The following is a 24,604-nucleotide window of genomic DNA, read 5'->3' as shown; positions in this document are numbered from 1 at the left end:
ATTCCGGTGGCGCGTTCGGACTGTGCAGTGGCTTTCGACTCAGTGTCGGCGCAGGCCTCCGTCGGCACATCCTGGGCTCGGAAAGCCTCCGCCGATCGCGGCGCTGTAAGCGCACCAGTTCGCCACTGCTCCAAAGATCCGTTGCAGCCATGATGAATCATGTCGGTCACCGTGGCCTAGGGTTGCTAGCTACAGCTTGCATAGGCTGGGTAAGTGGTTACCAAGCGCCCGCATTACGTTCCGCAGACGTACTTCCGCCCCTGGACGGGGGCGCCGGTAGACGGCAGATTGGCACATCGCCTCCGCAGCTCTGACTCAGCCCTTCTGAATAGCACCAGGAATATTGCCGTCGCTTCCGGCATATATGGGACAGGGGAGCTTGGGCAAGCTCGTGAGGAGCAATTTTAGCTGCTTGAGTATGAGTGGCCAGCCTTGCGAACAGATCTCATCCTGCAAGGTGCTTTGCAGGATGAACGACGGTCACTGCTAGCGGTGTTTATGGCGGTGCAGTTGATGCGGACATTCAAGCATTCCGATCAGATCAACTTCATCGCGAACGTGGCCGCCACCACGACCGAGTGGCCGCCTCGCAGGATGTCGTCCGCCCTTACCTTCACAAGCTTGATGGCAGCGACCGGACGACGCGGAAGTCTTTGCGGCTTGGACGTTTGTCTCAGCTGCGCCGGCCCCCATACCGACGATCGATGACGCGCTGTCCATCTCGATGGACATCGCCGTCAGACAGATTGCGCCGCGGCTTGAGGCGCGGCGCTGGGCAGTCCGGAACTTCAAGACGCCTGGCGTCATGACCAACGATTGCCCAGTTCATAAGTGGAGCAAGCAGACTGGACGCCAGCTCGTTGGAGGTCTCGGAGTTGAGAATGCCGATGAGATTCGATTCCCACTTTCGCCGAGTGCCTTGCTGGTGATAACGCGAGGCGATGCCGACCCGAGTAACGCATCCCTCAGAACGTTGAACGCTGAAATATGCAAGCAGGCACACCAATTCGTCGGCGCTCGTCCTGAGCACCTTTCAATGCTCGATCAACTCGTACTGCCGAAGTTCCCGCCCCGGATGCGGTTCCGCCTCATTGAGCGTCCAGATGGAGAGCTCGTGCACTTGTGGGCTGATTAAACGCGGTCCCGCATCTGGCGTTGGCGTGGATCGGTTCGAGTCCGGTGCCGAAAAATGAAGTGCGGTTGAGACTATTTGCATGTGACACAGCGTGAGACTGGCGGCATCGCCGCAGGTCAGCAGGTCGGGAAATGACACGCAGTTTGAGAATCGACAGCGAGGGTCATCCCCCGTGTTGTCGTTTCCAGTTCTCCGCTGGCAATTCCATCTTGGGTTCTGGGGGCGAATGCAACAGCGTCGGGCTGACGAGTTGTTGATGCTGGTGGAGTGAGACCAAAGTTTCGTGGCGAGTCGGCTCCGTGCCCGCGGCCCCGGCTTACTTGACGAGCGCAACGAGATCCAAGACGGTGTGGCCTGTGAGCTCAGGATCCAACCAGAGCTGGCATTCCGAAGCGCTGGCATCCGCCGACGCTGGGCCGTCGCACGGCGCACACGAAAGCCTGCCGACGCAAACGGGGACTGATCAGCCTGCCGACATCAAACGGCCCAGCCAACCTTCGCGAAACCATGCGCATCGCGGAAAAGCCGGGTTCACACCCCGGTCGATCAACACTGACATCCGACCGGAAAGCTAGATCGCGATGCTAGCTAGATCTCCGGGTGGACTACGCGTAGCCGACCCATCCCCGGAAGTTGAACGCCAGGAAGAAGTCTGCGACGTCGCTGAATCCTGCTTCCTCGAGGATGGTGCGGTCTTCCTCTGGTGACACGACGGGGACGCCGGATTCGATTGCAACACGAGCCTTCTGCGCATCCGCGGGATCGATGCCTGTTGCGACGAGGTATGCCACATGCCGGTCTATCCAGGTCTGTCGTTCAGCCTCATGGCGGTGCGCAATGCTGAGATGCATCACGACGAACGGGGCCCCGGGCGTCAGCCGGCGCCGTACCTCGGTCGCTGTACGCAGTCGTTCGTCGGGTGTAAGGAAGTGCAGTGTCAGCAGACTGGTTGCAGCGTCGAAGAGGCCAAGCGGTGCGTCGTCGATGTACCCGTTGTGCATCGTCACCCGCGACGCGTCTGATCCGAGGGTCTGTACCGCGAGATCCAGCATCGCAGCCGATGGGTCGACCGCATCGAAGGTCCACCCTGGGTGAGTCTCCGCGAGTGCCTTCGTCTCCAGTCCTCCGCCGGCCCCCAGCACCAGCAGCCTCGCGTCAGACGGAGCGCGTTCCTCGATGAGGACGCCGACAAGGCGGTGAATGTCGGCCAGGGCGGGCACCATCTGCCCGGCGCGCTTGGCGTACATGGCGACGTGGGCGGGATCGTCAAATGGGTTCGGTGGTGTGGTCACGCCACGAGGGTGGCCGCCTGGGGTCAAGGGTGGCAAGTGAACTTGCCATCTGGGCAATATGCACGTCGTCGCCGAACTTGCGCGGATAGGGCCTGGGCGCAATGACATCCTTCCAGCTCGCCGACGCCGGGCAAGCCAACTCAGATGTCACCTATCCATGTAGCAGACCCGACTGCGGCGGTGAAGCGTTGGCTGACAAGCCATCCCAGAGTCGTCCTGCATTACCCTGACCAAATCCTGGGCGGCATCGGAATCTACTGCACCAGAATCAACGACTCACGACTGGCCAGGAACCGCCCCGGCACCACATCAGAGGCGAGCAGCGGGTTCCGGAGCGTCGCTCGCATCGGTCCCGGTGCTGTCCCGGTGGATACCTGGGTCTATTCGTCGGTTGGCACGGCGGACCGCCCAGTACACCACCACCGACACCGCGCCGAGCAGTGGATAGCCCATGGCGATCCGGGCAAGCGCCAGCCAGCCGCTGAAGCCACCGTCGTAAAGCCATTGCTGCACAACGAATCGCGCGGTGAACAACGCCACGAATGCCAGCGTGGCGACGTCGAACGCGTGCAGCGCCACGGTGTCGGCGCGCCATGTCCGATCAGGTCCGGCGCTACGTAGCAGGTTCCATATCACTCCGACCAAGGGGCGCCGCACCAAGAGGGATACGGAGAACACGGCCGCCATCGCCAGACTGAGCCAGATTCCCGGCAGGAAGTAGTCTTCGGCGGACCCGGTGTAGTAGGCGATCAGCGCGGCGACGACGACCCCGAGCAGTCCCGATACCGCCGGCTGAATCGGCTGCTTGCGCAACAGCCGGAACACGATCAGACCCACGCTGACGCAAACGGATATCACGACCGCGGCGTTCAGGCCCGCTATCGCGTTCGCGATGACATAGGCAAACGTGGGCAGGCTGGCGTACACCAGCCCGGATACCCCGCCCATGCGTTCGAGCAATGTCGGTGAATGTTCTTGCTCCAGTTTGTCGGTCACGCTTTCCTTCCCTCACCGAGATGCTCTGCGAGGAAGCGGTCGACGGTCTTGTACATGTCGATCACGTTGTCCGGGTTGATGAATCCGTGCCCCTCGTCGTGTTTGATCATGTACTGCACCGTGACTCCGCGGCTGCGCAACGCCCCGACCAGATTGTCGGATTCGGACTGCACCACGCGAACATCGTTGGCGCCCTGGATGACCAGAAGCGGCGTGCGGATCTGGTCGACCTTCGTGATCGGCGAACGGGACAGCATGTCGGCCAACTGATCCGGGTCGTCGGGGTTGCCGACGAACAGGTGCCAGTTGTTGGCCAGGTGCGGGCGTGCGATCTCGGGTAGCGTCCGCATGAAGTTGCTCAGGTCGGAGATACCGACGTAATCGACTGCGGCGGCGAACACATCGGGTGTGAAGGTGACGCCGACCAGCGTCGCGTATCCGCCGTACGATCCACCGAAGATGGCGATCCGCTTCGGATCCGCATACCCCTGCTGGACGGCCCAGTCCACACTGTCGATCAGATCGTCGTGCATCTTGCCGGCGAACTCACCGACCGCGGCCTTGGTGAAGGCCTTGCCGAAGCCCGCCGACCCGCGGAAGTTGACCTGCAGCACCGCATATCCGCGGTTGGCCAGCAGCTGCACCGGCGGGTTGAACATCCAGCCGTCCCGCGTCCACGGCCCGCCGTGCACCAGCAGCACCATCGGCAGATTCTTCGGCGGCACCCCGACCGGCAGGGTCAGATACCCGTGCAGATCCAGCCCGTCGCGCGAGCGGATGGTGACCGGCTCCATCGCCGCCAGGACGCCGGGATCCAGCTGCGGATGCGACCCGAACAGCAGCCGGCTCTCCCCGGTGTCGTGGTCGTAGAGGTAGGTCATCCCCGCTTCGCGGTCATGGGTGAAGTTGACCACCCAGCGTCGGCCGGTCAGGTCGGAGCTGAGGGCGTTCACGTCGCCATCGGACAGCTTCTCCAGGTTCTCCAGCACCGCCGCGAAGTGCGGGTCCAGCGGCTGAATCACCTGACGCTCCAACAGGTACCGCACCCCGAGAAGATCACCGGTGCGCCGGTCCAGGATCAGCGGCTCGGCCAGCGTGGTGAACACGCTGGCCCGGGTGTCCACGTCGTAGACCGGATGGCTGTCGACGTGGGTCTGCTCGCCGGTGACGACGTCGACGCGCACGATGCGGGTCCGGTCGGTGCCGTCGTTGGAGCCGATCCAGATGCCGGTGCCGTCCGGGGTGATGGTGATCGGATACAGCCCCATCGTGTAGTCACGGCCGTCGAAGGTGACGATGGAGCGCAGCGTCTCCGTCCGCGGCTCCCACTGCAACAGCTCCACGTCACCGTCGGCAGTCAGTGCGGTGGAGAACAAGTCGCCGTTGCTGCTGGCTCGCCAGCCTGATCCCGTACCGGGGTTCTTCGCCACCATGGTGAGTTCACCGGTGGCGATGTCCAGTTCGTAGGCGTCCATCAGGGTCGGTGTGCGGTTGTTGGTGTACACCATCGCCTTCGCCGGGTCGCCGAGCAGTTCGTGGGCGGCCATCGCTCCCGGGAACGGAGTCAGGTCGACGGCACCGGGCTCGGGGTCCTGCGGGTCGGCCCGGAAGACGTGCCAGTTCTCGTCGCCGCCGGTGTCCTGCAGGTAGAGCAGCCAGCGGGAGTCCCTGGTCCACTCGTAGTGAATGATGCTGCGGGTGCTGTCGGCGGTGACGCGCTGCGGCTCGCCGTCGAGGTTGTCCACGTCCTGGATCCAGATGTTGAGGCGGTCCCGCCACGGCGCCAGGTAGGCGATACGGGTGCCGTCGGGTGAGATCGATGCCTGCGCGCGGGCGGGCGGCGCAAACAGATCGTCGACGGAGAGCAACTCAGGTGTTGGCATGCCTCCATCGCACACTCGGACGTAACGGCACAGTCAAGTCCCGGGCACGGGTATGGGCATGATGGACAGGTGGCGTGGAGTACTCGGGAGATCGCCGAACTGGCCGGAACCAGTCTGCGAGCCGTCCGCCATTACCACCAGGTCGGCCTGCTCCCGGAGCCTGAACGTCGGCCAAACGGGTACAAGAAGTACGGCGTGGCGCACCTGGTCCGGTTGGTCCGCATCAAACGGCTCGTCGACCTGGGTTTCTCGCTCCCGCAGATCGCGGCGTTGGGTGACACCGACGAGCATCCCGAACAGGCGTTGCGGGAACTTGACGCCGAGCTGGCGGCGACCATCGACCGGTTGCAACGGGCGAGCGAGGAGCTCGGCGTGCTTCTGGAGAACTCCGCGCCCACGGATCTGCCACCCGAGTTCGCGCCCGTAGACGCCGTCGCCAAGATGACCGACGCGGATCGCAAACTGGTGGTGGTCCTGAGCCGGGTGCTGGGCCCGCGCGGCCGACAGGTCTATGCCGACCTGATCAGGGACACCCGCGAGGATCCGGCCGCATCGGAGCTGGACGCGTTGTCCGCCGACGCCGACGAGACGACCCGCCAGGACCTCGCCGAGCGGCTGGCGCCCTACATCTGGTCGGTCCGGCAGGCCCACCCCGGGCTCACCGAGGCGCGCGTCGATGCGCCGCGCGGTGCAAACTTCGCCGAGAAGGCCATCGATGACGCGATGGCCGATCTGTACAACCCGGCGCAGCTGGACGTGCTGCGCCGGGCAGGTCAGATCGTGCGGCGGCTGGCCACCTAGGTAATCCCATGTGCGCCGCAGGAAGTGGTGCTGGCTGTCGATCGGGATGTGCTCGGCCTGTCAGCCTGCATGTGGCGTCCGTGTCATGCGCGATGGTGATGTTCCGAACTTGGCGTGCTTAACCCGCAGCGCCGCAACCAAAGTCACCCGCTCCGACGTACGGCCGGGCATGACAGATAAGACGACCGATTCGAAACGTCGTCAACCGAGGTATATTTCGACCGGCCCCGTGAGTCTGCAAGGACCGCCACTCGATTCAGAAGCATTCAATGACATCGGTCGAACCCAGGTAGGCGACGACGACGAGTGACATGGGATCAGCACAGACTGTCCCGTCGCGGCCGGGGCAACCACGGCCTTGACTGTGCCGTTACGTCCTGCTGTTCCATTGTGGCTGTGAATCCCGATGCCACAGCGGCCCCGCACGAGACGACCTTGACCGCCGCCGACTACGCCCGCGCTGAACAGATGCTGGCCCCGTACCGGGCACGCCGCGTGCCCGGAGCAGCGATACAGCCGCAGTGGCTTCCGGACGGACACCGTTTCTGGTACCAGGTCGGGTCGCGCTTCGTAGTGGTGGATCCCCGCAACGGCAGCCGAGACGACGCGTTCGACCACGACCGGTTGGCCGCGGCGTTGTCCTTGGCTTCCGGTCATGCGGTCAGCGTGGACGATCTCCCGATCAGCGCCGTCGAGTTCGGCGACGACGGGACGGTCGGCTTCTCCGCGTTCGGTTCATGGTGGGTGTGGTCGCCTGGGGCGGGCACCTGCGAACGGGCCGACCGCGGCGACCGCGCGCTGCCCTGGGAGGTGGAGTCGCCCGACAAGTCGTGGGTGGCGTTTCGCCGCGACGGCAACATCTGGGTCCGATCCCGCGACGGTAAGCGGGAATTCGCCCTCACCGAGGACGCCGAACCGCACTTCGAATACGGCGGGATGGCCGACGCGACCGGCGGGCGAGCGCTGATGCGGGTGCTTGGGCTGCCGCCCGTATTCGCCGTGCAGTGGTCACCGGATTCGACGCGGATACTGGCCCAGCGCATCGACCAGCGTGCCCTGCCCGAGCTGGTGCTGGTCGAATCGTCGCCCCCCGATGGCGGCAGACCAGTCGAGCACCGCACCCGGTACACCATGCCGGGCGAGCAGGCGCAGGCGATGCTGACCTGGAATGTCCTCCACGTGGCAGACCGCACCGTGGTTCGGCAGGCCGAACCCACCGTTATCATGCACGGCACCGCCGTCATGTACGCCTGGTGGACCGGCACATCGGGGGACGGGGTGCACTTCCTGAACCATTCCCGCGACGCCTGCAGGCTGGAGCTGCGCCGCCTGGACCCGGCCACCGGAGCCGTCACCACCCTGATCAGCGAATCCGGTGAGACGCGGGTGGACCCGACGCCCCAGCTGGGAGAACCAACGATGACCCGGGTGCTGGACTCCGGTGAGATCGTGTGGTGGTCACAACGCGATGGCTGGGGCCATCTCTATCTGTATTCGCCCGACGGACAACAGGTCCGGCAGATCACCACCGGGCAGTGGCCGGTGCGAAAGGTGCTCTGGGTCGACGAACATCGCCGGCAGGTGTGGTTCGTCGCTGCCGGCCTCGTCGCCGACGATCCCTATGTACGCCAGATCTGCCGAATCGGGCTTGACGGCCAGGGATTTGTGCGGCTCACCGAGGACGACACCCTCGACTATGACGCGGTCAGTCCCGACGGCGGCGACTACTTCGTTCAACGGGCATCCTCACCCAATCGCCCTCCGCACACGGTGGTACGCGACGGGGATGGCCAACTACTGGTCGAACTCGAGGCGCCTACCGCCTCAGCGCTGGAGGAGCAGGGCTGGAGCGCGCCGGAGCGGTTCTGCACCATGGCTGCCGACGGCAGAACCCGCATCTACGGATTGCTGTGGCGTCCACACGGTTTCGACCCACACCGCCGATACCCTGTGATTGAGCACATTTATCCGGGCCCGCAGATATGGAACGCGGGGGCCGCATTCGACTCACCGCACGTCGGCCAACCCGAGGCGCTGGCAGCGCTGGGTTTCGCCGTAGTGGTAATCGACGGACGCGGAACTGCCGGACGCAGCAAAGCCTTTCACGACCACTCTTACCGGGACATGGGCAACGCAGGCGCCCTCGACGACCGCGTCGCCGCGATTCGCGAATTGGGCCGGCGGCACAGCTGGTTGGACACCGAGCGCGTCGGGATAACGGGTCTGTCGGCCGGTGCCTTCGCCGCCGCCAGGGCGTTGCTTACGTACCCGGACTTCTACCGGGTTGGGGTCGCGGTGTCTGGCAACCACGACAACACCGTCAACCTGGCCATGTGGGCCGAGCACTACCACGGCGACCTCAGCGACAACGGCAGGAAGACGATCTCTAATACTCATCTGGCCGCCGAACTGCGGGGCAAGCTATTGCTGATCCACGGCGAGCTCGACGACAACGCCCATCCCTACCAGACAATGCGCCTGGCCCATGCACTCATCAAGGCAGACAAGGACTTCGATCTGATCCTCATTCCGGGCGGCGAGCACGCGCTGTTCGGCTACCAGCACTATGCCTATCGCCGCACCTGGGACTACTTTGTCGCCCACCTCCACGGGACCGAACCGCCTAGCTACCGCCTGGCTCCGTTGCCGCTTCCGCAGTGGTCGCTCGGATGATGTCGCGGCTACGGCGCAGCACGTCGAGCTGCGCTTCGTTGTAGAGCGCCTGCATGGCCTCGTTAATGGCCCTGCCGGCAAAGTGCGCCCCGCCGGGGGCGTCGGCGCGCGACTCCACGAGCCCAGGATTAGCCGCGCGCACCAGGGGGAGTCGACGACCACAGTAGGTGACATGTCCCGGAATAACGTGACATGTCACCTAGTTGTTGGATCTGAAACGCAACAAGCGTTTTCGACAACAGGAGGACGAGATGGCTCAGCTCGAAGGAAAGACAGCACTGATCACCGGCGGCACATCCGGCATCGGCTATGCGACGGCGCGCGCCTTCGCCGACGAGGGCGCCAAGGTGTTCATCACCGGGCGTACCCAACAGCGCGTCGACGCCGCCGCCGCGTCACTGGGTTCCGGTGTCGTCGGTGTTGGCAGCGACGTCACCAGCACCGAGGATCTGGACCGACTTGTCGGGGTCATCCGCGACGCAGGTGCCGGCCTCGACATCGTCTTCACCAACGCCGGCAGTGGCGAGTTCGCCACGCTGGAGGACGAGACACCCGAACACCTCATCGACACGTTCAACCGCAACGTGGGCGGGACGGTATTCACCGTGCAGAAGACGCTGCCGCTACTCAATCCCGGTGCCTCGATCGTTCTGTCCGGGTCTACCGCGGCCACCAGGGGTACCCCGGCATTCGGCGCCTACGCCGCGGCAAAAGCTGCTGTCCGGTCCTTCGGCCGTACCTGGGCCACCGAGTTGGGCGACCGTGGCTTCCGGGTCAACACGGTCGTACCCGGTCCCATCCTGACCGAGGGACTCACCGAACTGGTGCCTGACAAAGACCAGCGGCAGGTGTTCTTCGACGGTCTGGCGACGAACCCGATGAAGCGGATAGGCGATCCTGCCGAACTGGCCGCCGTGGTGGTGTTCCTCGGCTCCGATGCGAGCAGCTTCATGACAGGTGCGGAGATCTTCGTCGACGGGGGCATGAACCAGGTGTAGTTGGTCTATCTGAGGTCGGGACGCGGCAAGGTGCCCTCGCGCAACAGACCCTCGTGTACAACGGCGAGGATGTCGGCGAGGGTGTCCTCCTGCTCGGGATCTAGATCGGCGAAGAACGCCCGGCGTACCCACTGTGCATGCACCGGGGCGGCGTCGGCGAGCCGGTCCCAGCCCTCGTCGGTCAGGACGACGACAGTGCCACGGCCGTCGGTGTCGCAGGTTGTGCGCTCGACCAGGCCGCGGCGTGCCATCCGCATAAGGTGGTGAGAAACCCGGCTGCGTTCCCACCCGATCACCGTGGCCAGTGTGGTCAGCTGCAGGCGGCGATCCGGTGCGCGCGAGAGCGTACTGAGCACCGTGTAGTCGTAGAGTGAAAGACCGCACTCGGTGCGCAGGTGACGGTTCACCTCATATTCGAGCCGGTGATAGACCCGCATGAAATTCAGCCAGGCCCGCTGCTGCGTCGGCGTTAGCGGGTACTCGCCAGAATCAGTCATCGCGCATCATGGACAAGCATCTCGCCCATCTAAGCAAAACTCAACCCAGATATGCGGCAATGTTGCCGTCCGCCTTTGGCCCATAGCCGGAACGCATAGTGGCACAAGACGGCTCGTCAGCATTAGAGCGACAATTGCAGGCCGCTGCCCTCATACCGGAGTTAGGGTGCCGTATGTCCAACACTCAATTTGATCGTGGAGGACGGCCCACACGGGGGTTTAGCCGCAGGTGGCGATCGGGGTGCTCGCCGGTCTAGGAACCTCGGGTGCGATGACAGTGCCGTTGCTATCTGGCTGCGGACGCGGCCGCCCACGTGAACCGGCAACCAGCAGGAAGCACGATGGGATGGGAGAGGGATCGGTGGATACTTCCGACGACGCCTTGTTGTCTACGCCGGCCAGCCCGGAGGTGATCGCGTCCGGCCTTGAGGCCGACGGCTACCAGCTGGGGATCTCGGCGTACTGCTGGGGCTACCCGCTGGTCCGCATGGAGCGTGTTGTTCGGTCCTATTCCGATGTATCCGAAGGGGTTTCAGCCACTAGCTATCGCGCACCGATCAACACGATCGGGTGGGCGCGTGAGCTTGCCACGCCGTCGGCCAAAGACATGCCGACCGCCAACAACGACACGCTGTATCTGAGCGCGGTCGTCGTGCTCGATGAGCCCTATGTGTTGTCGGTGCCTGATACCGCCGACCGCTACTACGTCATCAATGTCTTCAACATGTGGCAGGAATTGGAGCACTACATCGGACGGCGCACCACCGGCACGCGTGCTGGCCGCTACGTGCTGGTGCCTCCGGGATGGGCTGGTTCGTTGCCCGCAGATGCAACCAGGCTGGATGTGTCGACGTCGAAGGTGTGGTTGTGGGGGCGGCTGCGCATGGCTCAAGGTGAGCCCGAAGGACCCGTTCACGCGTTACAGGACCAGTTCACGTTGGAGCCGGTCAGCGGGCACAGGGCCGCCGCGGAACTGCCGGCACTACCGCCGATCAAGGGCGACGGCCTGGGCTTCTTCAAGCATCTCGGCATCACGCTTGCCTCCAATGCGGTTAAGCCGGCCGATGAGCCGTTGTTTGCCCAATTCGCCCGGATCGGGCTGACGGCAAAGGGATTCGATGAAGGCAAGCTCTCCGCAGAGGCACGGACTGGTGTGCTGCGGGCACTGGCCGATGGCCCGTCAGTGGCGATTTCGTCGTTCGCCAGCACTGCGACGGTGCGCAACGGCTGGAACTGGGTCACCGGCCTGGACAGCTTCGGATTCAACTACCCCTTGCGGGCCATGGTGGCCGGGCCCTATCTTGGCGGCAACGGGGAACGTGAGGCGATGTATCCCATCCGCTATACCGATGCGGACGGCCAAACCCTCAACGGCGCAAACAAATACACCGTCACCCTGGCCACGTTACCTCCCGTCGACGCCTTCTGGTCGCTGACGATGTATAACGCCGACGACAAGATGCTGGTCGAAAATCCGATCCACCGCTACAAAGTGGGAACCGACACCCCCGACCTGCTTGCCGCTGCCGATGGATCGGTCACCATCGCGGTTCAACATGAGCAACCCGACCCGGCGACCCGTGCCAATTGGCTTCCGGCTCCCAGCGGGGACTTCTATCTGATTTTGCGGCTCTACCAACCCACCGACGCGGTCCTCGACGGCACCTGGCAACTGCCACAGGTAATTCGCCAGAACTGACCCGCACGTCATTCTGCGATCCTCTGCGAGGGGTCATGTCGCATCCGTAGAGGGTTACGGTGGGTTGATGGTCCAAGCGGACGGTGAGGATCCGGCACAGCGACAGGTGAGTCGCAGGACTGCGATCGGGGCGTTAGCCGGTCTGGGGGCCTCGGGTGCGGTGGCGGCGGCGTTGCTGTCGGGCTGCGATCGCACTCGTCCCAGTGAACCGACGAGCGGGCCCCCACGGTGGGATGGGAGATGCCTCGATGGAGCCGCAGGGCGGGCAACCGCAACAGGGTGCGACGTGCTCGATCACGGATTTCGACTACCAGCTCAAGTATCAGCGCGCGTTCGAAGCGGCATTGTGGTGTCTGCCGGCAGTCGCGATCTACAGCTTTCGGCGCGCTGCCGTCGATGATCTCGGCCTCAAAGACAATGACATCATCGCCTACTCGAGCACCGCCACCCCCAAACTCGAAGCGATCACCGCCAACAGCACCACGCCCTACATTTCCGCGTTCACCGACCTGTGCAAGGGGCCGGTGGTGCTCGAAGTTCCCGCGGCGAGCGCCGACGGAAGTGTCTACGGCCAGGTCGTCGATGCGTGGCAGCTCACCATCGCCGACGTCGGCCCGTCCGGTCTGGACAAAGGAAAAGGCGGCAAGCTGCTGTTCACCCCGCCGGGGTACCGAGACGCGATACCGGATGGGTACCTGCATGTGCCATCACCGAACTTCCGCATCGCCTTGGCTTTCCGTTCGGTGCCAGCGCCGGGAAAAGCCGTGGAAGACGCGTACCGCTATGCCCAAAGGCTGCGGATGTACTACCTCTCCGAAGCTGACAACCCACCCAACCAGCGATTCGTCGACCCCATCGATGACCGCTATCCCACGCTTCCGTTCTACGACGAGCGCCATTTCGTCGATCTACACGCCATCGTCAGCGCGGAACCGGCCAAGCCCCAAGACAAGGTGATGACGGGCATGCTGGCGTCACTGGGCATCGAGCAGGGTAAGCCGTTCACTCCCGACGAGACCGCCAAGCGGGCGATGAACCAAGCGGCCATTGATGTTTGGTTCTATCTGCAGCACTGGTTCGACAACTTCCCCACCGACAAGCTCTACTGGCCGGATCGGCACTACGCGTCACTGCTGCAGGCGGATGCCAACAGCACGTTCACGTTCGTCTATGACGACCACATCGACCTCATCGGCCGTGCCGCGGAATACTTCTGGTGCACCTACATGCCCAAGGCGCTCAGTGACAGCCCGGCGACCCAGTATCTGATGGCCCTGGCCGACAAGGACGGCAAGCTCCTGGAAGCGGGCAAACGCTACAAGCTCGATGTCCCAGCCCAGATGCCGGTCACGCAATTCTGGGCGGTGACCGTGTATGACCGGGCCACAAACGCCTTCATTTACAGCGACACAAATCGAACCACGCTGTCGTCCTACGATCTCGACGCGATGGCCAAGAACGCCGACGGCAGCGTCACCATCTATGTCGGACCCGAACCTCCCGACGGTCTGGAAAGCAACTGGATCCCGACCGCAGGAAAGCGGCCGCTGCCCGCGGTCAGGTTCTACGGCGGGACCAAGCAACTCAACGACAAGTCCTTTAAGCTGCCCGACTTCGAAACGGTCGGTTGACACAGTAGGCGGGCAACCATGGTCTTCCGCGGGGCATACACGGAGATGGCCAGGGGTTCAGCTGTCGTAGTCGACTGCGACAGATGCAGTGGTGGGATGTGATTGGCAGGTCAGGATGAAGCCGGCCTCGACCTCGGCAGTGTTGAGTGCAAAGTTCTGCTCCATCGATACTGCGCCCGTGGTGATCTTGGCCTTGCACGTGCCGCATGCGCCGCCGAGACAGGCATACGGTGCGTCGATGTTGTTTTTCAGCGCGGATTCGAGAACGGTTTCGCCGGGAGCGAGTTGCACGGTGTGGTCGGAGCCGGACAGCGTGACGGTGACCTCGGACTGGGGATAGTCGGCGACGTCCAGGGGTTGCTTCGTACCGCCGAACAGTTCGAGGTGTATCCGCTCGGTCGGCACGTCAACAAACGTGAGGTCATCACGCATGGCTGTGACGAGATCGCTTGGGCCGCAGAGGTACCAGCCGTCGATCGTGGTGAGACCACTGCCGAGCAGCCGCTGCACCAGTGCCAGGTCGATGCGGCCACGAAGCGCGGCGGGGTGGTGGGCCTCGGCTGAGCGGATGTGGAAGATGCGTAACCGGTCTGCATATCGCGCTTCGAGCTCATCGAGTTCGGTGGCGAACATGGTCGACTCTGCGGTTCGGTTGCCGTAGAAGAGGGTGAAGCGGCTCTCGGTCTCAATCTCCATGGTGGTGCGCATGATTGAGAGGATGGGCGTGATGCCGCTCCCGGCAGCGACGGCGACATAGTCGCGCTGAGCCAGCGGATCAAGCGGTGCCCCGAAGCTACCTGTGGGCGTCATCAGCTCCAACACGTCACCGGCGCACAGTGTCTCGACCGCGAAGGTGGAGAATGCCCCGCCTTCGACGTGCCGTACCCCGATGGCCAGTTCGCCGGATGTGGCCGAGGTGCAGATCGAGTAGTTCCGTCGTACCTCGTTCCCCGCGATGTGGTGTCGAATGGTCAGGTGTTGGCCCGCCTGGAACTGGAATTGGCCGGTGAGGTGATCGGGAACGTCGAACGTGACTTTGACGCTGCCCGGAGTCAGGGGCTCGACACTTCTGACGGGGATCGGGTGAGCGCTGGCATGGCCTGCCGCGGAGGAACGCGGCATCCGGACTGGCAGCAGCGCAGCCAGTTTGCCGTTGAGGCGCTTCCACTCGCGGTATTGCGGGGCGTCGAGTTGCTGCCCGAAGACGGTGCTCATGGCCGAGTCACGCTCGAGGTAGGCGGCCTCATTGCGCCGCCAGGTCGCGACGTAGCGGTGGAAGGGGATGGACGGGTGTAAGTGGTGGACCAAGTGGTAATTCTGCGACAGCAGTAGGGGGGTCAGGATCCACTCTGAGCCGACGCGGTTACGGGTTGCGCGGTACCGGTTCTCGCGTTGGGTGTCTTCCAGATCGTGGTGGGGTAGCCAGTCGAACCACCACGCCAGCACGAACATCGCCACCCGCTCCGGGATCAGGTAGACCAGCGCGAGCGTCCACAGATGTCCGGTGAAGGCAGCCGACACGATCGCCGTCACCGAGATGGCCATCAGGGCAACGGTTTCGAAAATCTCGGCCCGCGGGCGCCTGCGCACGTTCCGTACCAAGAAACTGATATACGGCACATCCATGGCCGGGAAGCGGATCGGCAGCTGCCACCAGGGTGCGGCACTGACGAAGTGATCGGGATCGGATCCATCTTCGTTCGTGTTGCGGTGGTGCTCGATATGGATGAACGCGAATGACTTGAACGAGATCAGCGGCGAGACGAAGAACATTGCGACGCGGCCGAACGCGACGTTGACCCAGCGACGGGAGCTGATCGAGTAGTGCGAGGCATCGTGGAGCACGGTGAACAGGACGAAGATGGCCGCAGCGCTCGCGGCGATGGTGGCGACCGCAGGCAACGCGTGGGTGAGGGCAGCAAACGTCGATGCGCCGAAGAGCGTAAGCGCGAAGGTGAAGATGCCGACGATCGGCCAGGACAGCGTAGGTACCTGCTCGCCCGGATCAGGCAAGGCGTGCTGCGAGGCTGCCGGGGGTTGGGAGTGCTGAGCCGTAGTCAACATCGGAGTCCTTCGCACTTCGGGATGAGATGCCTCGAAACCTACAAACGGCCGGTACCGGTCAACAAGGACCTCCCAGCCCTCCCCGATGTGCTGTCAGCACATTCCGGTGCGCCCGCGACCTGGTCAGCGTGGTTACGACTCGCGCAACACCGAGGCCCCCAGCACGTCGCACACGAGGAGGGCGGCGTGTAGTTCAGCGACCTTGGTCGTTGCGGGCCGGCCCATGCGCTCCTCCGCGCGACGCACCCTTTGCAGGACCGTGTTCTTGTGGATTCCCAGGGCCTGTGCCGCGGTCGTCAGACTCCCTTGCGCATCGAGAACGGCCAGGAGGGTGGCGCGCTCGCTGCGTTCTTTCGCGTCGTCCCGCGCGAGATCGCCGAGCTGCGAGGCAACGAAGGCCTTCGCGGCGTCCAGGTCGCGCGAGACGGCATCCACCAACGCGATATCGCCGAACTCGGTGAGCGATGGTGCCGTGCGCCCAGAAAGTTCGACGACCCGGCGAGTCCGTAGCGCCTCGAGGTGCGAGGTGCGAAACCCGGCGGGCCCCGGATGGGGCGAGCCCATCGCGACGTGAACGTTTTCCCACCCGCCGGGTAATTCCGTCACGGTGCCCGTCAGCGACGCTCTTGCGCTTCCGGCGATCGATACCCAGCCCCACACTCCGAGCGGGCCGTCCGCCACGACGAGTGAGTGAGCCGATCCGAGTGACCGACCGACTTGCCTGGCGAGTCCCTCGAGGTCGACGCCACGGTCGTCGACCCAGCACACGAAACCGATCTGCTGGCCGGTGAGCCGGTGGCTGAGTATGCGTTCGGCTCGAGCGTTGTCGACTCGTTCTCCGGCAAGCAGTGCCCGCACCACGTCGTCGCGCTCGGCTCTGGCCTGGTTCTGGCGTCGGTCGAGCTCGGCGACGTACTCGGCGGCCACCAGACTGGAGATGCGGTCGATGTATTGAAATCCGAACCGCTCGAGATCGATGAACGTTCTCAGCGCGATGGCAGGATCGTCGATCCTGTCGGTCAGCAAACCGGAGAGCTTCTCGGTGAAGTACGCATGGCCCAGCCGGTAGAACCGCAGCATCGCGTCGACGCTGTGTCCTCGTGCTGCCATGGCTCGCGCGTGTTCGAGCGCAGTTACCGGCGCCTCGACAGCCGCTACGTCAATCCCGTGCCGGAACATCGAAAGAACCGCTTCGAGATTCGACGAGCACGATCCCAGGGTCAGACCGCGAAGCTCGGCATCTCCGCCGACCTCCGGTATCCGCTCGACGATGTAGCTGTGCATGTCCTCGGCCAGGCTGGACACATTCGCCAGCAGGGACGCAGCGATGCGCCTTCCGGCGACCGAGTCGTCGCCTGGCTCTGGCGCGTCCATATCTGCACCCTAATGGCGGCCGCAACGGCCCGATCGCGATCGCTCAGGGCCAGCGCTGCAGAAAACCGACAAGAACTTCGGCAACCTCTTGGATGGCGCCCCGCCGGACGACCTCGTACCCATGGGTGCTCAACGTGGGGATGCACAGCAGACCGGCTCGTGCCGACGCGCCGGTGGCCTTCGAATGCGAGGCGTCGGACTCGAATGCACCCAGTACCGCTGCCTGAGGGGAGTAGCCGCACTCTGCGGCGACCGTCATCAATGAGTCGGCGATCGTTTTGTCGTAGACGCACTCGGCGTCGCTGTACGCGACAATCGGGCCACCTGAGCAGGTTGTGGCGTACTCGGCTTCGGTCGGCCCGACCTCGAGTGCGATTGTGAGATCTCCGGGCAGACTCCGGCTCGCGTACGAGCCACCGACGCCGCCGAGCTCTTCGTTGGTGGTGAACACCACGTACACGTCTCCTGCCAAGGTGCGGCCTTGTTGGGCCAGTTGGCGCACTGCCTGCAAAAGCGCTGCAACGGCGGCCCGATCGTCCATGAAGTAGCTGCCGAGATAGTCGCCGAACTCGATCAGATCCCGCTTGCTGCGGTGTACACATACCCGCGTTCCGGGGTGCACGCCGGCGGCCGTCAATTCGTCGGGCTCACGACCGGTGAAGACGTAGACGTGCAGCCAATCCATTGCCTGGTCGCCTTTGTCCGGTTTGGTCTCCCAGATCCGTCGACTCTCCTTTGTCGTGTGTTCTGAGCCGAGAGTAAGTACACCGCAGAGTGTTTCACGATCTCCGAGTATTGCCACCGGCCCAAGCCCGAAGTTGCCTGGATACATGGTCCCGAGTTGCGTCACGTGCAGGGATCCGTCCGGCTCGACGCGTTTGACGATCATCGACAATTCGTCGAGGTGTGCCAGCATCCGGATTGGTGGAGCGTCGCCCCCGCGGACGACGCCCACCAGATTGCCGGCCGGGTCCACCCATACGTCGTCGATCGCTCTTTCCAGTTCGCGTCGGCGCAGATCGCGAACAGCGTCCTCCTGACCGCAGGGGCCGTAGGCGATCAGCAACTGCTGCAACAAGTCTCGATCCATTTCGAGATTCACCGTGACAGTCCGCGCGTGGCCGGCCCCTCGATCAGTTCACCGTCGGCGGCGAAGCGCGAACCGTGAAGCGGGCACTCCCACGCGTGGTCGGCATCGTTCCACGTCACGACTCCGCCGAGATGCGGGCACACCGGTGACACCGTGTGTTCCACTCCGTCTCGCTTGCTGATGGCCTCTAGTCGCCATGGCGGACCCGCGACCACGCCGTTGCCCTCTTCGGGGTGGGCATGGCCGACAGTGCTCGGCGCCAGCCATCCCTTGGCCAGGTTGAAACCGACTTCGGCGTTGGATTCCACGGCAGTGAAGAGGCCTCTCAATTCGTGCCGGCTCCAACTGGAAAATGCTCGCGCCCAATCCTTTCGGCCGCCGAGGATTCGCGATGAAAGCACGAGGGCGGCGGCAACACCATTGGTCAGGCCCCACTTGTCGAAACCGGTTGCAACAAACACCGTCTCGGTGCCGGGCAGGATCGGGCCGACATAGGGGAGCTCGTCGATCGGTGTGTAGTCCTGGGCCGACCAGAAATGGGTCTCCGTGGCGCCTGGGTAATGCTCAATCGCCCAGCGGGACAGTTCGGCTACCGATCGAGCCGACGAATGGCCTCGTCCAACTGTGTGTCCCGCGCCGCCGACGATGAGCTTCTCGTTGACCGAGTTGGGGGCGTAGCGCACCGACCGGGTGGGGGAATCAACAGAAATGAACATCGGATGCGTGACGTCTCCGGGCACGTCAAAGGCCAAACAGTAGGAACGGTGTGGTTTGAGCCGCGCGAAATACCCGCCCCGGTCCAGGATCGGGATGCCGGTGGCAAGGATGCATTGAGATGCGCGGAGCTGCAGCGCGCGCGACGTGTCATCTTCTGGCCCAGAGCCGTCGGCCGTCAGGCGAAGGTGGACTCGGAGGGGCTGGTGTCCCGAGACGGATTCCACCCGCGCCCCGGTGAGCAATGTGCCCCCGTGCCTTTCCAATTCCGTCACAAGACTGCTCAGCAGGGGGATCGGATCGATCTGTGCCTGATCCGGTAAACGGACCCCGCCGTGATAGGGAAAGGGAACATCAGCCTCGGGCGCCCACCGGACATCGATTCCGGCGGCCTGCCCGGCGGCCAGTTCAGCCTCGGCGTCGGGGATTCCGGCGGCGGACTGTGCATAGCTGTATGCGTCTTCGATCTGGACACTCAGGCCGTGGTTCTCGCAGTACCGGAGCAGCCAATCTCGACCCTCGGTGTTTCCGGCGACGTAGGCGTTGAGCAAGTCGGTCCCGTGCTTGGCGGCGATCCGCGACAGCTTCGTGCCTTGCAGAAGGCTGACTTTGCCCGTGGTGTTGCCGGTGGTTCCCGCTCCCACATGGCGCGCTTCCACCACAACGACCCGCTTGCCTGCTCTGGCGAGCAACACGGCGGTGGCCAGGCCGGTCAGACCGGCCCCCACAACAACGACGTCGTAGTGGATGTCCTGGGGCACCCGCGTTGTGATGGTGGATTCGACGCGACCGTCGAGCCAAAGTGAGGGCATGCCCTTCCCTTCCCGTCAGGGGCGGGCGTCAAACATTCTCGAACTCAGGTCCGTGACCGCGTGATCAGTTCCTCGGTCAGGGCGCGGGCGGCTGCGATCGGCTCAGTCGAGCGGTCCAGCTTGGAGCCCAGCAGCGCGCCGTCGTAGAGCAACTGGATATGCCGGGCCAGGACTGTCGGGGAGTTGATGCCGGCCTGCTCCAGCTGGGTGGCCAGTGTGGCCCGGAGCCACTCACGGTGCGCCTGTACGGGTTCGAGGTCAACCCCGGGGTATTCGGTGGCGGCGTTGGCGTACAGGCATCCGCGGTAGTTGCGCCGGGTCGCCGCGCCCGAGGCGAGGTCGAAGAAAACCAGGATGCGCCGCACCGGATCGTCGACGTCGGTGGCCGCCTGCTCCCAGCGATTGCGGTCAGCGTGATCCAAATTGGTGAGGTAGGCGATCACCAAGGCGTCTTTGGAGCCGTAGCTGCTGTAGAGACTCGCCTTGGCGACCCGTGCCTCATGCAGGATCTGGTCGATGCCGACGGCACGAATGCCCTGGTCGGCGAACAGTTCAGCCGCGGTACTGAGCAATCGTTGCGCCGGCGGGACGGCGCCGGTCGTCGGCGCAGCGGGCGACGCAGTGACGGTCTGGGGCGTGCTCATGACGTCAGCCTAACGCGGAGGACCGCATAGACAGACCTGTCTGTCTATGCGACTGTCGGTGGCGTTCCACCCCTGCGACGCCGAGGACCAACCGACGTGACTCTGTACCTGTACGAAATCACTCCCGATGCCACCGACGCTGCCGCGGTCGGACAGCTGCTCAAATCGCTCGACACCGAGATCGGAAGCGGCGGTGGTGAACTGATCGAGGCTCAGGTCACCGGGAATCGCGGGCGGATTTTCGCGATCGCCGAATTCGCCGCCGAAGCGGCCACTCTGGACGCCACGCAGGTGGCCGCCACCGTGGCAGGCCCACATCAGGTCCGACTGGTCGGTGCCGACCTGTCGGTGCTTAAGGCGGCCCGCCCGCAGGCCGGCTACCTGGTCGAGTGGGATCTGCCGGCCGAGTTGGACATGGAGTCCTACCTGGCGCGCAAGAAGGCGAATGCCCCCAAGTACGCCGACGTACCCGAAGTTCAGTTCCTTCGCACGTATGTCCGCGAGGACATGGACAAATGCCTGTGTTTCTATGACGCCCCCGACGAGGCCGCCGTGCGCCGGGCCCGCGAAGCGGTCAGCACCCCGATTGACCGGCTACACGGACTGGACGGACCTCTCCTGTGACTGCGGTGCTCGCGGAATCCGCCCTGGCGCGGGTCGCGCACACCGTCGCCGCCCGTGCCGCCGATCTCGATGAGCAGCGCAGCGATGTCCGCACCGATCTGGCCGAACTCGGCCGGGCCGGTTTACTCGACCTCGAGCTGCCCGAGATGGTCCGTGTCGTCGATGAAGTGTCGGCGCACAGCCTGGCCGTCGGCTTCTCGGCCTGGGCGCACCACATGAGCATCCGGTACCTGCAGGTGGCGCCTGAAGGCGAATTCGGCGAGCAGATCAGTGCCCTCGCCACGGCCCAGCGGATCGGTGTCACGGCGATGGCAGCCGGTCTCAAACAGGTCGCAGGCCTGGGGCAGGTGCCGATCACAGGCGTAGCCGATGGTGCCGACCTGGTGATCAGTGGTCCGATTCGCTGGGCCTCCAACGTGTTCCGTGGTGCGCTGATCGTGTTGCCGGTCCGTGTCGATGACCGGACCCTGGTCGTCACGGTGGACGCCGATGACGACGGTGTGACCGTCAACCCGGCTCCGCCGCTGACGGCACTCGGGGCTACCGCGTCGACCTCTCTGCACCTGGACCGGGTCCGGGTGCCTCGACACCAGGTCGTCGCCACCGATCTGGCTGTGTTCGTCGGCGGGATCAAGCCGGCGTTCCTGCTGTTGCAGACAGCGTTCTGTGCCGGCGTCACTCGTGCGGCACTGACCGCGGCTGCGCAGGCACATACGGGCCCACTGGCCAGGTTCGGCACCGAACTCGACGATGTGGTGACCCGCGCCACCGATGTCACGGCGCGGCTGCACCGCTGGGCTGCGGACCCGGGTGCAGCGACGGTGGCTCAACTCATCCGGCTACGACTCGACGCGGCTGCCGTGGCCGTCGATGTCACCCGCCTGGAGCTCTCACTGACCGGCGGCGCGGCCTACACCCTGGGCAGCGCCGCCAACCGGCGGTTCCGGGAAGCCGCCTTCCTGCCCGTGCAATCACCCTCGGAAGGACAACTGCGGTGGGAACTCACGCGCTACGAATAGCAAACGGCGTCAGACATTTCGGCGCGACAGCGGCACTGATCGATATCGATCTGCAGATTCGGACAGGGGAGTTCCTCGCCGTCCTGGGTCGTAGCGGCAGCGGAAAGTCCACGCTGCTGCGGATCTGCGCCGGGCTGGACGCCCTGAGCAGCGGCACCCTGACCTGGTCGGGAGACGGTACCCGGCCGCGGACCGGGGTGGTCTTCCAGCAGCCACTGCTCATGCCGTGGCTGACCGTCGCCGGCAATGTGGCCTTCGCCCGCCGGTTCAGCGCGCAACGGAAAGGGTTCGACACCGACGATGCCGCGAAGCTCGTCGCCGGCTTCGGGCTGGATCACCTGGCCGCGCGTTACCCCGACGAGTTGTCGGGCGGACAGGCACAACGGGTCGCGATCCTGCGGGCCGTCGCCACCCGGCCGGAACTGCTGCTGCTCGACGAGCCGTTCAGTGCGCTTGACCCGGCCACTCGGTCCGACCTGGCCGGGTGGTTGCGCGAATTGGCACGGGAACTCGACGTCACCGTTGTGCTCGTCACTCACGATGTCGACGAGGCACTGTCGCTGGCACAACGCATCGTGCTGCTCGACGGGGGACGGGTCCGCGCTGACTGGGCAGTGGGCAGTGACGGAACCCCCACGCGCAGAGAGATTCTCGACCAGTACCACACCGAGACCGCAGTGGAGGTGCCGTGACGCTGGTGACGCGGCGCTCCCTGTTGGCCGGAGCGGCCGGGTTGACCGCCGCCGGTGGTCTGTTCGGCATCGGCGGGTTGGCGCGCAGTGCGGTCAACAGTCCGCAGGGCGCCGAGGGCCCGCTGCGGGTCGGCTATCTGCCCATCACCGATGCGGCGCCTCTCTTGGTTGCGCACAGCGCCGGGCTGTACCCCGCCGGGGTGGTCAGCTCGGCGCGACCGGTGCTGTTCCGCAGTTGGGCGGCTCTGGCCGAAGCGTTCATCACCCGTCAGGTCGACATCGCGCACCTGCTGATGCCGATGGCCGTCCAGCTGCGCTACACGCTGGGCGCCGGGGTTCGCGTGCTGGGCTGGAACCACACCAACGGCTCGGCACTGACGGTGGCATCCCACATCCGGGATCTGAGCGACCTGGCCGGTACCCAGGTGGCCATTCCGTTCTGGTGGTCGATCCACAACATCGTGCTGCAGCAGCTGCTCCGGGCACATGGATTGCGACCGGTGTTGCGGCGCAGTGCTTCCCGTGCAGACCGGACGGTTGAACTGATCGTGATGAGCCCCTCGGACATGGTGCCCGGCCTGGCGAACGGCACGCTGGGCGGATATGTCGTGGCCGACCCGTTCAACGCGATGGCACAGATCAAGAAGATCGGCCACATCCACACGTTCCTCGGCGACGTATGGCGCGATCACGCCTGCTGCGCGCTGGTGACACGTGAGGACGTCATCGCGAGCCGGCCGCAGGCCGTGCAGGCCGTCACCGATGCGGTGGTGGGAGCGCAACTGCGCATCGATGCCGACCGTGCGGCCGCGGCGACCGCATTGACAAGTGGCAAGTATCTTCCGCAACCGACCCCGGCGATCGCGCTGGCGTTGACCTACCCCAAACCTCCCTATTCGTTGGCACATCCGGACTGGCAGCCACAACATCTGGGTTTCCAGCCGTTCCCGTACCCGAGCTTCACCCGCCGCCTCGTCGAGGCGATGCACGACACCGTCGTCGACGGCGACCGCCGGTTTCTGGACCGGCTCGACCCGGCCGTCGTGCACACCGACCTCGTGGAGGAGCGGTTCATCCGTCGATCCCTCACCTCTCATGGCGGACCCAGCGCATTCGGTCTGGCCGTCGACCTCACCCGAACCGAACAGGTGCAACCGCTATGACCATCGTGAGTGCCGACAAAATCCGTGCATCGGTTGGTGTTTCGAATTCGTTGGGGCGGTTCGCGCCGCCAGCCGCTGCCATTGCGATCACCGTCGCGCTGTGGTGGCTCGCGACCTCCGTGCTCAGCGGACCTGAGTCGTTGCTGCGGCAGACCGCACCGCAGCGGGTGATTCCCGCGCTGGCCGGGCTCATCGAGCGCGGTGTGCTGCTGAGCGATCTCGGTGTCAGCTTGTGGCGGTTGGTGATCGGGCTCGCCGTCGCCGCTGTCATCGGGATACCGCTGGGGCTGTTGATCGGGCTGTCCGGTGTCGCCGAACGCGCCGGTGGGCCGATCATCGCCATTGTGCGGATGATCTCACCGTTGTCCTGGACGCCGATTGCGCTGGCACTGTTCGGCATCGGGAATCAGCCGGTGATCTTTCTCATCGCGGTCGCCGCGGTCTGGCCGGTGCTGCTGAACACCGCGGCCGGTGTGCGCGCGGTGGACCCGGGGCTGCTCAACGTCGCCCGCTCATTTCACGCCACGCGGTGGGAACTGCTGAGCGCGGTGATCCTGCCGGCGATCCGCACCGACGTGCAGACCGGGATCCGGCTGGCACTGGGTGTCGCGTGGATCGTGCTGGTGCCCGCCGAGATGCTCGGGGTGCGCTCGGGCCTCGGCTATCAGATTCTCAATGCCCGCGATCAGTTGGCCTACGACCAGGTGGTGGCGGTCATCGTCGTCATCGGTCTACTGGGGTATGCGCTGGACACCGTCGCACGCCGCTTACTGAACCCGGCGCGTCGCCCCTGAGCCGCACGG

Annotated in this window: 19 protein-coding genes; 10 read left to right on the top strand and 9 right to left on the bottom strand. The window is 64.7% G+C overall.

The features are described 5' to 3' along the window. Positions 1–1,740: 1,740 nt before the first annotated feature. The 3 genes from ACZY08_RS02850 to ACZY08_RS02840 form a co-directional block, all read right to left on the bottom strand. Positions 1,741–2,427 (bottom strand): class I SAM-dependent methyltransferase, encoded by a 687-nt coding sequence (locus ACZY08_RS02850; protein WP_448434776.1) that lies wholly within the window; start codon positions 2,425–2,427, stop codon positions 1,741–1,743. 309 nt (positions 2,428–2,736) lie between these two features. After that, entirely contained in the window at positions 2,737–3,375 is a 639-nt protein-coding gene (locus tag ACZY08_RS02845; protein WP_463744121.1) for a DUF3159 domain-containing protein, read from the bottom strand. 44 nt (positions 3,376–3,419) lie between these two features. After that, positions 3,420–5,306, bottom strand: coding sequence for a S9 family peptidase (locus tag ACZY08_RS02840; protein WP_463743087.1), 1,887 nt, complete (start codon positions 5,304–5,306; stop codon positions 3,420–3,422). 69 nt (positions 5,307–5,375) lie between these two features. Between ACZY08_RS02840 and ACZY08_RS02835 the strand changes: the two genes are divergently transcribed. The 3 genes from ACZY08_RS02835 to ACZY08_RS02825 all read left to right on the top strand — a co-directional run bounded on the left by ACZY08_RS02835 (position 5,376) and on the right by ACZY08_RS02825 (position 9,778). Then, positions 5,376–6,107, top strand: a complete 732-nt coding sequence (locus ACZY08_RS02835) for a helix-turn-helix domain-containing protein (protein WP_463743086.1) — start codon at positions 5,376–5,378, stop codon at positions 6,105–6,107. 468 nt (positions 6,108–6,575) lie between these two features. Next, positions 6,576–8,780 (top strand): S9 family peptidase, encoded by a 2,205-nt coding sequence (locus ACZY08_RS02830; RefSeq protein WP_463744120.1) that lies wholly within the window; start codon positions 6,576–6,578, stop codon positions 8,778–8,780. Positions 8,781–9,031: 251 nt separating this feature from the next. Beyond that, positions 9,032–9,778, top strand: coding sequence for an SDR family oxidoreductase (locus tag ACZY08_RS02825; protein WP_029106257.1), 747 nt, complete (start codon positions 9,032–9,034; stop codon positions 9,776–9,778). A 5-nt stretch (positions 9,779–9,783) separates the two neighbouring features. Here the strand turns inward: ACZY08_RS02825 and ACZY08_RS02820 are convergent, their stop codons facing one another. Next, positions 9,784–10,275 carry a MarR family winged helix-turn-helix transcriptional regulator gene (locus tag ACZY08_RS02820; protein ID WP_463743085.1) on the bottom strand — a complete coding sequence of 164 codons (492 nt, stop codon included), beginning with the start codon at positions 10,273–10,275 and terminating at the stop codon, positions 9,784–9,786. 361 nt (positions 10,276–10,636) lie between these two features. On the opposite strand from ACZY08_RS02820, the gene ACZY08_RS02815 reads away from it, so the two are divergent. Together ACZY08_RS02815 and ACZY08_RS02810 are read left to right on the top strand one after the other, a co-directional pair. After that, positions 10,637–11,974, top strand: coding sequence for a DUF1254 domain-containing protein (locus ACZY08_RS02815; RefSeq protein ID WP_463743084.1), 1,338 nt, complete (start codon positions 10,637–10,639; stop codon positions 11,972–11,974). A gap of 248 nt (positions 11,975–12,222) precedes the next feature. After that, positions 12,223–13,605 (top strand): DUF1254 domain-containing protein, encoded by a 1,383-nt coding sequence (locus ACZY08_RS02810; protein WP_463743083.1) that lies wholly within the window; start codon positions 12,223–12,225, stop codon positions 13,603–13,605. A 57-nt stretch (positions 13,606–13,662) separates the two neighbouring features. Here ACZY08_RS02810 and ACZY08_RS02805 read toward each other — a convergent pair whose 3' ends face one another. From ACZY08_RS02805 to ACZY08_RS02785, 5 genes are all read right to left on the bottom strand, one after another. After that, the gene (locus ACZY08_RS02805) at positions 13,663–15,669 is read right to left on the bottom strand and encodes a fatty acid desaturase (RefSeq protein ID WP_463743082.1); all 2,007 of its coding nucleotides are present in this window, start codon (positions 15,667–15,669) and stop codon (positions 13,663–13,665) included. A gap of 132 nt (positions 15,670–15,801) precedes the next feature. Next, complete coding sequence (locus ACZY08_RS02800) at positions 15,802–17,043, bottom strand: PucR family transcriptional regulator (protein ID WP_463743081.1); 1,242 nt, start codon at positions 17,041–17,043, stop codon at positions 15,802–15,804. Positions 17,044–17,086: 43 nt separating this feature from the next. Continuing rightward, positions 17,087–18,133: a M20/M25/M40 family metallo-hydrolase gene (locus ACZY08_RS02795; protein WP_463743080.1), complete on the bottom strand. Its 1,047-nt coding sequence runs from the start codon at positions 18,131–18,133 to the stop codon at positions 17,087–17,089. An 8-nt stretch (positions 18,134–18,141) separates the two neighbouring features. After that, complete coding sequence (locus ACZY08_RS02790) at positions 18,142–19,659, bottom strand: FAD-dependent oxidoreductase (RefSeq protein WP_463743079.1); 1,518 nt, start codon at positions 19,657–19,659, stop codon at positions 18,142–18,144. Positions 19,660–19,703: 44 nt separating this feature from the next. Then, a complete protein-coding gene (locus ACZY08_RS02785; RefSeq protein ID WP_463743078.1) occupies positions 19,704–20,303 on the bottom strand; it encodes a TetR/AcrR family transcriptional regulator in 600 nt (199 codons plus the stop codon). 96 nt (positions 20,304–20,399) lie between these two features. Between ACZY08_RS02785 and ACZY08_RS02780 the strand changes: the two genes are divergently transcribed. The 5 genes from ACZY08_RS02780 to ACZY08_RS02760 are packed head-to-tail and all read left to right on the top strand — an operon-like array spanning position 20,400 to position 24,595. Beyond that, positions 20,400–20,927, top strand: a complete 528-nt coding sequence (locus tag ACZY08_RS02780; RefSeq protein ID WP_463743077.1) for a DUF4242 domain-containing protein — start codon at positions 20,400–20,402, stop codon at positions 20,925–20,927. After that, a complete protein-coding gene (locus ACZY08_RS02775; protein WP_463743076.1) occupies positions 20,924–21,946 on the top strand; it encodes an acyl-CoA dehydrogenase family protein in 1,023 nt (340 codons plus the stop codon). Before ACZY08_RS02780 ends, ACZY08_RS02775 begins: the two co-directional genes overlap by 4 nt. Next, positions 21,922–22,638, top strand: a complete 717-nt coding sequence (locus tag ACZY08_RS02770) for an ABC transporter ATP-binding protein (RefSeq protein ID WP_463743075.1) — start codon at positions 21,922–21,924, stop codon at positions 22,636–22,638. Before ACZY08_RS02775 ends, ACZY08_RS02770 begins: the two co-directional genes overlap by 25 nt. After that, the gene (locus ACZY08_RS02765; protein WP_463743074.1) at positions 22,635–23,801 is read left to right on the top strand and encodes an ABC transporter substrate-binding protein; all 1,167 of its coding nucleotides are present in this window, start codon (positions 22,635–22,637) and stop codon (positions 23,799–23,801) included. Before ACZY08_RS02770 ends, ACZY08_RS02765 begins: the two co-directional genes overlap by 4 nt. After that, the gene (locus ACZY08_RS02760) at positions 23,798–24,595 is read left to right on the top strand and encodes an ABC transporter permease (protein WP_463743073.1); all 798 of its coding nucleotides are present in this window, start codon (positions 23,798–23,800) and stop codon (positions 24,593–24,595) included. Before ACZY08_RS02765 ends, ACZY08_RS02760 begins: the two co-directional genes overlap by 4 nt. Positions 24,596–24,604 lie beyond the last annotated feature (9 nt).

The sequence above is a fragment of the Mycobacterium sp. IDUB_9 genome, assembly GCF_055419505.1.
Note: the sequence above shows the minus strand (reverse complement) of the source record. Positions and strands in the feature narration are given on the sequence as shown.